General features: G+C 36.8%; 18 protein-coding genes. All 18 read left to right on the plus strand.

From position 1 onward, the window contains the following. Positions 1-12: 12 nt before the first annotated feature. The 18 genes from fliG (at position 13) to fliR (ending at position 13,513) form a co-directional block, all read left to right on the plus strand. Positions 13-1,026, plus strand: coding sequence for a flagellar motor switch protein FliG (gene fliG, locus LZ480_RS03435; protein ID WP_241367979.1), 1,014 nt, complete (start codon positions 13-15; stop codon positions 1,024-1,026). Then, positions 1,019-1,816 (plus strand): flagellar assembly protein FliH, encoded by a 798-nt coding sequence (fliH, locus tag LZ480_RS03440; RefSeq protein ID WP_241367980.1) that lies wholly within the window; start codon positions 1,019-1,021, stop codon positions 1,814-1,816. Before fliG ends, fliH begins: the two co-directional genes overlap by 8 nt. 5 nt (positions 1,817-1,821) lie before the next feature. Further along, on the plus strand, positions 1,822-3,147 hold the full coding sequence (fliI, locus tag LZ480_RS03445) for a flagellar protein export ATPase FliI (protein ID WP_241367981.1): 1,326 nt from the start codon (positions 1,822-1,824) through the stop codon (positions 3,145-3,147). After that, positions 3,147-3,596 carry a flagellar export protein FliJ gene (fliJ, locus tag LZ480_RS03450; RefSeq protein ID WP_241367982.1) on the plus strand — a complete coding sequence of 150 codons (450 nt, stop codon included), beginning with the start codon at positions 3,147-3,149 and terminating at the stop codon, positions 3,594-3,596. The genes fliI and fliJ overlap by 1 nt, the downstream gene beginning before the upstream one ends. Before the next feature lie 4 nt (positions 3,597-3,600). Further along, on the plus strand, positions 3,601-4,227 hold the full coding sequence (locus LZ480_RS03455) for a MotE family protein (RefSeq protein WP_241367983.1): 627 nt from the start codon (positions 3,601-3,603) through the stop codon (positions 4,225-4,227). Between the two features lie 25 nt (positions 4,228-4,252). Next, the gene (locus LZ480_RS03460; RefSeq protein ID WP_241367984.1) at positions 4,253-5,509 is read left to right on the plus strand and encodes a flagellar hook-length control protein FliK; all 1,257 of its coding nucleotides are present in this window, start codon (positions 4,253-4,255) and stop codon (positions 5,507-5,509) included. After that, positions 5,510-6,241: a flagellar hook assembly protein FlgD gene (gene flgD / locus LZ480_RS03465; protein ID WP_241367985.1), complete on the plus strand. Its 732-nt coding sequence runs from the start codon at positions 5,510-5,512 to the stop codon at positions 6,239-6,241. Positions 6,242-6,253: 12 nt separating this feature from the next. Then, positions 6,254-6,628: a TIGR02530 family flagellar biosynthesis protein gene (locus tag LZ480_RS03470; RefSeq protein WP_241367986.1), complete on the plus strand. Its 375-nt coding sequence runs from the start codon at positions 6,254-6,256 to the stop codon at positions 6,626-6,628. 109 nt (positions 6,629-6,737) lie between these two features. Continuing rightward, positions 6,738-7,724 (plus strand): flagellar basal body rod protein FlgG, encoded by a 987-nt coding sequence (flgG, locus tag LZ480_RS03475; protein WP_241367987.1) that lies wholly within the window; start codon positions 6,738-6,740, stop codon positions 7,722-7,724. Positions 7,725-7,800: 76 nt separating this feature from the next. Beyond that, positions 7,801-8,022, plus strand: a complete 222-nt coding sequence (locus LZ480_RS03480; RefSeq protein ID WP_241367988.1) for a flagellar FlbD family protein — start codon at positions 7,801-7,803, stop codon at positions 8,020-8,022. Further along, positions 8,012-8,437, plus strand: coding sequence for a flagellar basal body-associated protein FliL (fliL, locus tag LZ480_RS03485; RefSeq protein WP_241367989.1), 426 nt, complete (start codon positions 8,012-8,014; stop codon positions 8,435-8,437). Before LZ480_RS03480 ends, fliL begins: the two co-directional genes overlap by 11 nt. A 45-nt stretch (positions 8,438-8,482) precedes the next feature. Further along, entirely contained in the window at positions 8,483-9,478 is a 996-nt protein-coding gene (fliM, locus tag LZ480_RS03490) for a flagellar motor switch protein FliM (protein ID WP_241367990.1), read from the plus strand. Further along, positions 9,471-10,703 (plus strand): flagellar motor switch phosphatase FliY, encoded by a 1,233-nt coding sequence (gene fliY, locus LZ480_RS03495; protein ID WP_241367991.1) that lies wholly within the window; start codon positions 9,471-9,473, stop codon positions 10,701-10,703. Before fliM ends, fliY begins: the two co-directional genes overlap by 8 nt. Positions 10,704-10,727: 24 nt before the next feature. Next, positions 10,728-11,090: a response regulator gene (locus LZ480_RS03500; RefSeq protein ID WP_241367992.1), complete on the plus strand. Its 363-nt coding sequence runs from the start codon at positions 10,728-10,730 to the stop codon at positions 11,088-11,090. A gap of 4 nt (positions 11,091-11,094) precedes the next feature. Next, on the plus strand, positions 11,095-11,778 hold the full coding sequence (locus LZ480_RS03505) for a flagellar biosynthetic protein FliO (RefSeq protein ID WP_241367993.1): 684 nt from the start codon (positions 11,095-11,097) through the stop codon (positions 11,776-11,778). Then, on the plus strand, positions 11,775-12,440 hold the full coding sequence (gene fliP, locus LZ480_RS03510; RefSeq protein ID WP_241367994.1) for a flagellar type III secretion system pore protein FliP: 666 nt from the start codon (positions 11,775-11,777) through the stop codon (positions 12,438-12,440). Before LZ480_RS03505 ends, fliP begins: the two co-directional genes overlap by 4 nt. Before the next feature lie 13 nt (positions 12,441-12,453). Next, positions 12,454-12,723: a flagellar biosynthesis protein FliQ gene (gene fliQ, locus LZ480_RS03515; protein WP_241367995.1), complete on the plus strand. Its 270-nt coding sequence runs from the start codon at positions 12,454-12,456 to the stop codon at positions 12,721-12,723. A 4-nt stretch (positions 12,724-12,727) separates the two neighbouring features. Then, positions 12,728-13,513 (plus strand): flagellar biosynthetic protein FliR, encoded by a 786-nt coding sequence (gene fliR / locus LZ480_RS03520; protein WP_241367996.1) that lies wholly within the window; start codon positions 12,728-12,730, stop codon positions 13,511-13,513. Positions 13,514-13,519: the final 6 nt, after the last annotated feature.

Here is a 13,519-nt window from a genome sequence, read left to right on the forward strand (position 1 = left end):
GAGGTTCGGTTCTTGTCCAAGAAAGATAAAGATTTATCAGGAAAGCAAAAGGCTGCTTTACTGCTAATTTCTCTAGGGCCAGAAGTTTCGGCTTCTGTTTATAAGCATTTAAGTGAAGAAGAAATTGAACGTCTAACACTTGAAATTTCAAGTGTAAAAAAAGTGGAAGCTTCGGTGAAGGAAGATATCATCGAAGAATTCCACCAAATTGCATTAGCGCAAGATTATATCACGCAAGGTGGTATTGGTTATGCGAAAACAGTGCTAGAAAAAGCATTAGGTGCTGAACAAGCACAAGCAATTTTAAATCGTTTAACATCATCTTTACAGGTGCGCCCATTTGATTTTGCACGAAAAGCAGATCCGTCACAAATTTTCAATTTTATTCAAAACGAACATCCACAAACGATTGCTCTTATCCTATCTTATTTAGATCCAGGGCAAGCGGGGGTTATTCTTTCTTCATTACCACAAGAAGTACAGGCAGATATCGCAAAACGTATCGCCATTATGGAGTCAACATCACCAGAAGTTATTAGTGAAATCGAATCTGTATTAGAGCGAAAATTGTCGTCTACTGTTACGCAGGATTACACGGAAACAGGCGGTGTAGATGCAGTGGTCGAAGTATTAAACGGTGTAGATCGTCAAACAGAAAAAACGATTCTCGATGCACTCGAAATTCAAGATCCAGAGCTTGCAGAAGAAATCAAAAAACGTATGTTTGTATTCGAAGATATTGTTACGCTGGACAATCGTTCAATTCAACGAGTTATTCGTGATTGTGAAAATGAAGACCTATTACTGTCGATGAAGGTTTCTTCAGACGAAGTAAAAGATATTATTTTCCGCAATATGTCACAACGTATGGCTGAAACATTCCGCGAAGAAATGGAAATCATGGGTCCTGTTCGATTACGTGATGTAGAGGAAGCTCAGACTCGCATTGTAGCGGTTATCCGTCGACTAGAAGATGCAGGAGAAATTATTATTGCGCGTGGTGGAGGAGATGACGTAATTGTCTAGAATCATCCGTTCAACGAATGCTCAATCAACTGAAGAGAAACCCATTGTAGAAATTAAACTACATAGTTTCTTTGAGCCCATCCATTATGGAGAAGCAGCAGAAGAGCTTGTAGACGATACTCCTCAGTTAACGTTAGAGGAGATTCAACAAGAACGTCAAATGATGTTGCTACAAGCTGAACAAGAAATTGAACAACAAAAGCGACAATTTGATCATTTTCACAATGAGCAATTGCAAGCAGTAGAGGCATTAAAGCAAATGTGGGAAGAAGAAAAAATCGTCCTTCAACAAGAAGCATATGATGCAGGTTTTGCCCAAGGGTATGAAGACGGCGTGCATAAAGCAAACGCAAATATGCAGCATTCCATTCTTACAGCAAATGAAACAATGCGTAATGCGCAAGTAAATGCAGCTGTCTATATTGAATCGCAAGAATCGGTATTATTGGAGCTTGCCTTAACATCAGCCGAACGTATTTTAAATACCAAATTGGAACGAGACGATGAGGCCTTTCTTTCAATTATTGAACGTGCACTAAAAGAAGCGCGAGAAATGAAAGAAATAAAAGTCTATGTTTCACCGAAATATCACAAAATTCTGACAGAAAATCAAGCGGAATTAGCTGAAATGTTCCCGCCAAACGTACAGTTCTTAATCTTCGTTAATGAAGACTTACAAGAAACGGAAAGCTATATCGAAACAAATCATGGACGAATTGTTGTATCTGTAGACGAGCAATTACAGGAGCTACGTAGACAATTATACGAATTAATTGAAAGTAAGGAATGATACGGATGAAAACGGCTCAATTAATTGAACAAATTCCTAATCTTAATACATTTAAAAAGTATGGAAGAGTGACGAGAGTAGTCGGTTTGATGATTGAGTCTCAAGGTCCGGAAAGTTCAATCGGCGATGTTTGTAAAATCCATGTACAAACTTCGAAAAATGGTCCTCAAGTTATTTTAGCGGAGGTAGTTGGATTTAAGGATGAAATTGTAATTTTAATGCCTTATTCTTCGCTAAAAGAAATTTCAATTGGTTGCCTTGTGGAAGGGACGGGAATACCGCTTGAAGTCAAGGTTGGACCAGAATTAATTGGAAAAGTATTAGATGCTTTAGGTAACCCTTTTGATGGGCAATCTTTACCAAAAGGATTAACTTCGGTTCAAACAGAAAAAGAACCACCAAACCCTCTAAATCGCCCTCCTATTGATGAGCAATTAGAGGTAGGTGTAAAAGCGATTGACGGGATGCTTACAGTAGGTAGTGGTCAGCGTGTAGGTATATTCGCAGGTTCTGGTGTAGGTAAAAGTACATTGCTCGGAATGATTGCACGTAATACGAAGGCTGATATAAACGTTATTGCACTAGTTGGTGAACGTGGGCGTGAGGTTCGGGAATTTATCGAACGTGATTTAGGTCCTGAGGGGTTAAGTCGTTCAGTGGTAGTAGCGGCAACAAGTGACCAACCGGCATTGATGCGTATCAAAGCTGCATTTACTGCAACCGCAATTGCTGAGTATTTCCGAGATCATGGCAAAAACGTCATGCTCATGATGGACTCTGTAACACGCGTTGCAATGGCGCAGCGTGAAGTTGGATTAGCCATCGGGGAACCGCCAGCGACACGAGGATATACCCCATCTGTATTTGCGATATTACCATCATTGCTAGAGCGTTCTGGTACTAACATTCATGGAACAATTACCGCATTCTATACGGTACTAGTTGACGGTGATGATATGAATGAACCAATTGCAGATGCGGTGCGAGGGATACTAGATGGACATATCGTATTAGATAGAAACCTTGCGAATAAAGGTCAATATCCAGCGATAAATGTGTTGAAAAGTGTAAGTCGTTTGATGAATCATATTGCTGAGCCAGAGCATGTCAAGGCAGCAAGTCGTTTACGCGAGCTGTATTATACATATTCAAAGTCTGAGGATTTAATAAATATTGGTGCTTATAAACGTGGAACATCAAAGGATATTGATGAAGCCATTCATTATGAACCACTTATTACTTCATTTTTAAAACAAGGATTTAAAGATAAGGTTTCGATTGAACAAACCGTTCAAGAAATTAAGACATTATCGAATGGTGGTGCGAAGTAATGACCAAATACACGTATCGCTTTGAAAAAATTTTAGTCGTAAAAGAACAAGAAAAAACAGAAACAGAGCTTGCTTTTAAAGAATCTGTTCGAGTGTTTGAGGAAATTGCGACAAAACTTTATGATTTATTAAAGAAAAAAGAAGATTTAATAGCCTATCAACAAGAACGATTAACAATAGGTTCTTCAATCGACGAAATTAATCATTACTCGAAATTTATCGACAGTATGGAAAAAACAATTGAAGATGTGCAACAAAAAGTAATGCAAGCACGTGCCAAAATGAATTGGCACGAGGAAAAGTTATTAGAAAAAAACTTGGAAGTACGTAAGTACGAAAAAATGCGTGAAAATGACTTCGAACAATTTAAAGAAGATCAATTACGTATAGAAGCATCTCTTTTAGACGAGCTTTCGACAATAGCGTATTACAAAAAGGAAATCAGGTGATTTCGTGGCCAAAAAAACAAAAGAACAACTAGAACTCCAAATGGAAGAAACAAAGATGGAGATGGAAGAACAATCTCCAGGTTTTTTCAAAAAGTTTTTTTATTTATTTTTAATTCCACTTATGTTCATCATTGCGCTCTTATTAATTTTATCAACAGTAACAGAGTACAACGTATTTAAAATGGCGGATGATGCAATTGAAAAAATTCCATTCATCGGCTCAAGTGATGATGAGAAAACAGTTGTTGAAAATAGCTCGTTAAACGAACAAAAAGTAGTCGAGTTACAAGCTGAAATTCAAGAAAAAGAATTGCAAATTACAGAACTTCAATCACAAATTGATTCTTCAGCAACAGAAAAAGAAGAGTTATTAGCTGAACAAGAACGATTGAAATTTGAAATCGAAAAATTAAAAAGTAATCAAGAAGAATCTCAGAAAGAATTTAATGAAATTTTAACTACATTTGAAAAAATGTCTGCGAAAACAGCAGCACCAATATTAGTACAAATGAGCGATACCGAAAGCTTAAGAATTATGTCGAACATGAAGCCAGATACACTTTCAGCTATCTTTACAAAGATGTCTCCAGAAGATGCAGCTCGTTATACAGAGCTTCTATCTCAACAATAGTCAAACTTGAAAGGAGGTGGAAAGAATGAATATCGCAATGTTACAAGTAATGTCTGCAAATAAAGTCCAGCAACCTACACAAAAAAATGCCGTAGAAAAAGGTGCAACAGAATCTAATACGTTTGGTAGTGTCTTTAAATCGATGATGTCAACAAATAATTCAACCGAAACATCATCTACTACATCTACGGAATCATTAAATAATGTTGAAGAAATTGCTACAACTTTAGCTACAGACTCCTTAGAAGATTTATTAGCGCAGTTAGGAATTGAAATGGACGAAGCTGGATTATTCGTATTTGTGGGTGAAGAGAAAATGCCTGTTGCCATGGATGAAATGCTTTCGTTAGAAAACTTAACAGAAATTTTAGGGTTAACACAAGAGCAATTAACCGAAATTATCCAGCAGCTAGTAGGGCAAGATACACAGCTTGAAATTACAGATATTTGGTCAATTATTGAGCAAGCACCAGTAATTTTAAGTGAAGTTATGGCAGCATTACAAGGCACACAACAATCAAATATCGAGCCAAATGAGATGGAGAAAGTTGTTCAATTTTTAAAGCTAGCGGAATTAGTCGGTGCAAAAGTTGATACGGTATACCAGCAAGAAGTACAGCTTTCAAGCTTAAAAGATGCGCTACTTGCATTAGCAAATCAAGCACAGCAATCGGTACAGGCACAACAAACACCTAAAACAACATTTGAGCAAGTGGTTCAGCAAGTAACGCAACAACAATCAGCTCAGACAACACAACAAACAACTGTAAAAACTGAAACAGAACAACCTACAGTAGGCTTGCAGCAGCAAGTAACGCAAACAAAAACGGTAACGATTACATTACCAGCCGAAAAGCCAGCACAATCGGAAGCACTTGTTAAAGAAATTCAAAACTTAATTAACCGTAGTCAAGTTTCTGGGCAACAAGGAAATATGAAATTATTCCTGAAATTATTCCCAGAAAATCTAGGGCAAATTCGTATTGAATTAGTACAAAAAGATGGCGTATTAACGGCTCGTCTATTAGCAACAACTCCATTAGGTAAAGAGTTATTAGAAAATAATATTAACCAATTAAAAGCAGGATTTGTTTCACAAAACATTCAAATGGATCGTATCGATATTGCGCAATCTTTACAAGATGCTGACCGCAATACACGTGATCAAAGCTTCTTTAATAACTTCTTCGGTCATCAAAAAGAAGAAAATAAAGAGCAAGACAATGATAGTGAAGAAGAAACAATTTCCTTTAAAGATTTATTAAGTGAGGGGGTAGAGTAGATGACGGGTATTACAAAAGATTATTATATACCAACAAATGATCCCAACTTCAAAATAACAGACAAACAAGATAACGGTGCACTTGGTAAAGATGCGTTTTTAAAAATTTTAATTACTCAACTTCAAAATCAAGATCCAACAAGTCCAATGGATGATAAAGAATTTATCGCACAAATGGCGCAGTTCTCATCTTTAGAGCAAATGCAAAATATGACAAAAGCGATGGAAGATTTATTAATGTCACAACAACAATCACAAATGATGAGTTATTCAACATTTATTGGGAAAGAAGTAAAGTGGCATGAAATAACGGAAGAATTGGATAGTGAAGGCAAGCCAGTTATAAACGAAGGAACAGGTGTCATTAAGGAATTAAAATTTGTTGATGGCGGTGTCGTGTTTGTATTAGCTGATGGAAAAGAAATTTCACCTGGTAATATTTCATCCATTTTAAGTGGGGGAACAACAGAAACAGCACCTCCTACTCCAGCGAACCCAATCGTGAAAGCAAGTGAATTATTAGGGAAAACCGTACAATACAAGTCTCCAACGACTGATGAACTAATTAATGCGGTTATTGAATCCATTGTTCATAAAAAGAATGGAGACATCGAATATATTTTAAATGATGGATCTCGTCTAACAAAAGATCAATTCACAGTAATTGAAGATTCGAAGGAAGAAACAGACGAGGATAAAAATTCTTCTGAAACGAAATCTGTAACTGAATAAGAGGTGATAGAGATGAATCGCGTTCGTATTCAACATATACCGTATCATCCTCCTATACAACCGACTGTAAAACAACAGGTTAATGCAACGACTAAGCAATCGTTTATTGATCATCTAAAGCAAGCATCGGATCAACAATTAAAAATTAGTAAGCATGCCACAGAACGTCTGAATGAACGAAATATTGCAATTTCAGAAGGGGAATGGCAGCAAATTACTGAAAAAGTATTTGAAGCGAAAGATAAAGGCGTTAATAAACCGTTAGTGTTATTAGACCAAGCAGCATTAGTCGTGAGCGCGAAAAATGCGACCGTGATTACGGTGTTAGATCGAAATGAAGCAAAAGAGCAACTATTCACAAATATTGACGGTACGATTGTTTTATAGGCCGGACCTTCAGAAGTAAGGATGCCTATTGCTGTGGACTGATTGAAACAGCAACGAGAAAAGACAAGATCCAATGTAAAATTGAAGATTGAAGGGAGAACGACATTTTATGTTACGTTCAATGTATTCAGGTATTTCAGGATTAAAAAACTTCCAAACCAAATTAGATGTTATTGGTAACAATATTGCCAACGTTAATACGTACGGTTTCAAGAAAGAGCGTACAATTTTTAAAGATTTAATTTCACAAACACAATCAGGTGCTTCAGGTCCATCTGCTTCGCGTGGTGGTGTCAATGCCATTCAAGTTGGTTTAGGTTCACAATTAGCTGCAATTGATACGATTCATAGTCCAGGTTCAATGCAATCTACTGGTCGTACATTAGACTTAGCTATTTCGGGTGATGGATTCTTCATGGTAGCGGATTCTGCTGCAGAAGAAATGCCAGATACTGAGGATATGGCTTCTTTAACAGACAACGCACTTTACGGTGAAGGTTTTACAAATACACAATATACACGTGCAGGAAACTTCTATATGGATCGTAATGGATTCTTAGTTAATGGCGATGGTAAATACTTAGTTGGCTATGCTAACGAAACATTATACGGTGAAGTAGCTGAGGATGCTACAAGTGAATCGGATAACGATAAAGCTACTGCGGCAGGAGAAATTGGCGTAGATAATTTATATGAAGATGGCGCTATTTCGATTGAAACAAATGCAATCAAAATCCCTACAAATGCTCAATCAATGTCAATCGGACAAGATGGTTCTGTACACTATGTTGATGTGAACGGGAAGTTACAATTCGCTGGTCAATTAATACTTGCTAAATTCCCGAATGCATCAGGTCTTGAAAAAACAGGCTCTAACTATTTCCAAGTGACAGCAAACTCGGGGGATCCATTAGTTCAAGTAGGTACACAGGCTGGTATTGGTTCAGTAAACTCGAACTTCCTAGAAATGTCTAACGTTGACTTATCTGAAGAGTTCACAGAGATGATCGTTGCGCAACGTGGCTTCCAAGCAAACTCTCGTATTATCACAACATCAGACGAGATTTTACAAGAGCTTGTTAACTTAAAACGATAATTACCTAATGTAACATAAAAAACTCATTGTAAAGGGGGGTCGGGCCGGCTCTCATAGAAGGTCCGGCCCTATTTCAATGATAGAAATAACAAAGCTAAATGGTAAAGCATTTACTTTAAACGCTCTATACATAGAAACAGTCGAAGCTTTTCCTGATACTACGATTACGCTGACGACTGGGCGTAAATTCATTGTTTTAGAAACTGAAGAACAGGTGCGACAAAAGGTGAAAACCTTTTATCAACATATACAAGTTTTATCAAACCCGCATCTAAGAGGTGAAGAAAATGAAGAATAATAAATTATTAACGATTATGCTCATTATCTTAGTGACGATTACGTTAATCGGTGTTATCGTGGTAGTGTTATTAACACAACTCGACAAAGGAGAAGCCAAAGGTCCAACAATCGATGAAATTGTTGAATCTAAGGTGGACATCCCAGAAATCACGACGAATTTAGCGGATGGAAGCTTTGTACGAGTTTCAGTAACACTCCAAGCATCAGACAAAGAAGCTGGTGAAGAGTTATTAAAACGTGATTTCCAAGTGAAAAATCTCCTTATCCAAGAACTTTCTGAAATGGAAGAAGAAGCTTTAAAAGGAAAACAAGGTAAAGTTACATTCCAAAATGCCATTAAATCGCAAGTAAATGAGTTAATGCAAAATGGTGAAGTAACACAAGTGTACATTACTTCTTATGTACTTCAATAACCGATTCAATTACAACTTGAATCATCATGAAATGGAGGTGGGCAAATGGCGGGAGATATAATGTCACAGTCTGAGATTGATGCGCTTTTATCTGCTATCTCAACTGGCGAAATGTCAGCAGCAGACATGAAAAAAGACGAAGAAACACGCAAAGTAAAAGTATATGACTTTAAACGCGCGCTTCGTTTCTCAAAAGACCAAATCCGAAGTTTGACCCGAATACACGAAAACTTTGCTCGCCTGTTAACAACATTCTTTTCAGCACAGCTAAGAAGCTATGTTCAAATAACAGTAGCATCGGTTGACCAAATTCCTTTTGAAGAATTTGTTCGTTCCATTCCGAATATGACCTTAATTAACGTATTCGAAGTACCACCACTAGATGGCAATATTTTAATGGAAATCAATCCGAATATCGCCTACTCTATGTTAGATCGAATAATGGGTGGTACCGGTACGAGTCATAGCAACGTGGATAATTTAACTGAAATTGAAACAAAAATAATGACGAATCTATTCGAGCGTTCTTTCGACAATTTACGTGAGGCCTGGGAAAATATCGCAGAAATTGACCCGATGCTTGTAGAATTAGAAGTGAATCCTCAATTCTTACAAATGATATCGCCTAATGAAACGGTTGTCGTTATTTCGTTAAATACGATTATTGGTGAAACAACAGGGATGATTAATATTTGTATTCCTCACGTAGTACTTGAGCCGATCGTGCCTAACTTATCAGTTCGTTATTGGATGCAAACTAACACAAAAGAAATGTCTCCAGAGCAAACTAAAATGCTTGAAACACGCGTGAAACAAGCAAATTTACCAGTCATTGCTGAATTAGGAACAACGGATATTACGATTGAAGATTTCTTAATGATGGCAATGGGGGATGTCATTCAATTAGATCAAAAAATTGAAAACCCATTAACATTAAAAGTCGGGAACTTACCGAAGTTCACCGTACAGCCAGGTAAATTAAATAAAAAAATGGCTGTTCAAATTATCGACCCTTTGAAAGGAGGAGACGAAGATGAGTGATGAAATGCTCTCCCAAGAAGAAATTGAGGCTCTATTAAGGGGCGAGACATTAGAGGATGTTCCTGCTGCTAGCCAAAGTGTAGAAACAGAAGAAATTAAAGTTGAAGATCATTTAAGTCCAATAGAAATTGATGCATTAGGTGAGGTTGGAAATATATCTTTCGGTAGTTCGGCTACCGCACTTTCGTCTTTACTAGGACAAAAAGTTGATATTACTACACCTAGTATTGCAATGATAAATCGAAATCGTCTGGAACATGAATTCCCACATCCGTATGTTGCCATTCAAGTGGAATACACAATTGGATTATCGGGTATGAACTTATTGGTAATCAAACAATCGGATGCAGCAATTATTGCAGACTTAATGCTAGGTGGAGATGGGTTAAATCCTAAACCAGAATTAAGTGAAATTCAATTAAGTGCTGTACAAGAAGCAATGAATCAAATGATGGGTTCTGCTGCAACATCGATGTCTACTATGTTTAACCAAAAGGTCGATATTTCGCCACCTTCAATCGATTTAATGAATATTTCGAAAAATGAAGGTGCTGATAATATCCCGCCAGATGATCTATTGGTGAAAATTTCATTCCGATTACGAATTGGTGAGTTAATCGATTCAAATTTAATGCAACTATTACCTTTAAAATTTAGTAAAAAAGTAGTAAAGTCATTAATGGGAGAGACTGATGAACCAGTAGCTACTATAGCGCCAGCACCACCGACACCAGCTATACAATCTGTACCTCAGTCAGAGCCAGTACAACAGCCTGTTCAGCAACCAATGCAACAACCGGTTTACCAACAACCAATGTATGAACAACCAATGCAACAACCGATGTACCAGCAACCAATGTATCAACAGCCAATGCAGCAGCAACCGGTGTATCAAGCACCACCTGCCAATATTCAACAAGCTCAATTTGCAAGCTTCGATTCAGCGAATATTTCGCAAACTGAAGCACGCAATTTGAATATGTTACTAGATATTCCATTACAAGTAACTGTAGAGCTGGGGCGTACAAAACGCTCAGTAAAAGAGATTTTAGAGCTTTCTAGTGGTTCAATTATTGAGCTTGATAAACTTGCAGGTGAGCCTGTTGATATTTTAGTGAACAGTCGCTTAATTGCGAAAGGCGAAGTTGTAGTAATTGATGAGAACTTCGGTGTTCGAATCACAGATATTTTAAGTCAAGCAGATCGCTTGAACAATTTAAGATAGTTTTCTAATTGGAGGAATCAGAATATGTCTAAAAAGATTTTAATTGTTGACGATGCAGCTTTTATGCGCATGATGATTAAGGATATTTTAACGAAAAATGGTTTTGAAGTTATAGGGGAAGCAGCAGACGGATTACAAGCTGTAGAAAAGTACAATGAATTACGTCCTGATTTAGTAACAATGGATATTACAATGCCTGAAATGGACGGTATCGCAGCATTAAAAGCGATTAAAGGTACAGACCCAGGTGCAGTAGTAATTATGTGTTCAGCAATGGGGCAACAAGCAATGGTTATCGATGCGATTCAAGCCGGCGCAAAAGACTTCATTGTAAAACCATTCCAAGCTGATCGTGTAATCGAAGCAATTCAAAAAGCTTTAGGTTGATCTTATGCAAGCAAAAAACTCATTTCGAATTTGGCTAGTTGTTGGAATAGTATGGTTAACTGTGCTGTTCTCACCAATTTCAAATGGCACTTTTGCGATGGTAAGTAACGTATACGACGACTGTAATGAAAACCCTGAATTATGTTCAGATGAAAACATTTCAAAAGACAACTCAACAGATGCCGAAACAGAATCTACTGAGTCGGCATCTGTTAGTGTAGGGGTATGGGACTACATAAAAATCGTATTAGCTCTTGCATTTGTCATTGGGCTATTATTAGTAATTATTAAATTTTTAAATAAGCGTAACTTAGCGTATCAACAAAATACCATAATCAAAAACATTGGTGGTTTGTCTATAGGACAGCAAAAATCCGTACAATTATTACATATCGGTAAACGAATTTATGTAGTCGGTGTAGGGGAAGATATCCAATTGATTAAAGAAATTGAATCTGCTGAAGAAGTTGAACAATTACTGTACCAAATTGAGCAAGGTCAAAAAATGGTGATAACACAACCATATATTACGGAATTATTTAAGAAATTCTCAAAAAAAGATCAGCCAAAAGATATTTCGAATAGTCCAAAATTTAATGACATGTTTAGTGAAAAATTAGATGAAATCAAACAACAACGAAGTGATGAATTAGAGCGTTGGAAAGAACAGGAGCGTGATAATCGATGAACGATCTGCTGTCTGTTTTTTCAGAAAGTGATCCGAGTAATGTTTCGACATCGGTTACGCTTTTATTCCTACTGACAGTCCTCTCATTAGCACCAAGTATTCTCATTCTAATGACGTCGTTTGCACGTATTGTAATTGTCCTTTCTTTTACACGTACGGCACTTGCAACAAACCAAATGCCCCCAAACCAAGTAATTATTGGTTTGGCATTATTTTTAACATTCTTTATTATGGCACCAACTTTTTCTGAGGTGAATGAGCAAGCGCTTCAGCCATTATTCGATGAAGAAATCGGATTAGAAGAGGCATATGAGCGAGCGACAATACCTTTTAAAGAGTTTATGGCAAAACATACAAGACAAAAGGACTTAGAGCTGTTTTTAGCATATAACGAAGCAGAATATCCAGAAACGATTGAGGAAATTTCGTTAACATATCTAGTACCAGCCTTTGCCTTAAGTGAAATTAAAACAGCATTTCAAATGGGCTTTATGATTTTCATTCCATTTTTAGTTATTGACATGGTCGTTGCAAGTACGCTTATGTCAATGGGGATGATGATGTTGCCTCCAGTAATGATTTCACTACCATTTAAAATTTTATTATTTGTACTCGTTGATGGTTGGTATTTAGTAATGAAATCTTTACTTCAAAGTTTTTAGGGGATGATACAAAATGACACAAGAAATGGTCATTGCAATTGCAGAAAACGCAGTGTTTACGGTATTAATTGTCTCAGGACCACTATTGTTGGTCGCATTAATATCAGGCTTAATCGTAAGTATTTTTCAGGCAACAACTTCGATTCAAGAGCAAACATTAGCGTTCGTACCAAAAATTGTCGCTGTGTTAGTAGCGCTCATTTTTTTTGGACCGTTTATGATTTCGAGAATGACAGATTATTTTTATGGCATTTTAAATAATTTAGTGCGATTTATTGGGTGAATAGATGACAGAGCTACTTGACGTATTGCCTAATATATCGATTTTATTATTAATTGTGGTTCGGGTTTCTGCATTTTTTGTATCAGTCCCTTTATTTTCATATCGAACAATTCCTCAACAAGTTCGAATTGTTCTAGCGGTTGCGTTAGCATGGATGATGTATTATACATTCGACATAGAGCCATTTGAAATTAATGGAGAATACATATTGCTCGTTTTAAAAGAAGCGTTGATTGGATTGATGCTAGGCTTAGCTGCCACAATGGTTATGTCGGCTATACAGATTGCTGGTGGCTTCATAGACTTCCAAATGGGATTTGCCATGGCTAACATTATCGATCCACAAACGGGTACACAATCGCCTTTAATGGGGCAATTTTTAAACTTTCTCTCACTTCTATTATTACTTACTATAAATGGCCATCATCTAATTTTAGATGGCATTTATTATAGTTATCAGTTTATGCCAATGGATCAATTTTTCCCTAATTTTGGGGAAGAAGAAACTGTACTTTTTATTATGAAAATGTTTGTCGCTGTTTTTGCTATAGCGTTTCAAATGTCAGCTCCAATAGTTGCAACACTATTTTTAGTAACGTTAGCGTTAGGGATTACTGGGAAAACTGTTCCTCAAATGAATATTTTCGTTATTGGTTTCCCGATTAAAATCGCAGTTGGCTTTCTTGTCTTAATCGTCACTATGGGTGTATTAGTTGGAGTTATGAAAGAACTAATTGAATATATGATTATTTCTTTACGTGATTTAATGGTTATTTTAGGTGGTGAATAGCGTGGA

Origin of the sequence: Solibacillus palustris (genome assembly GCF_022549215.1) — a bacterium.
GTDB classification, from domain to species: Bacteria; Bacillota; Bacilli; order Bacillales_A; family Planococcaceae; genus Solibacillus; species Solibacillus daqui.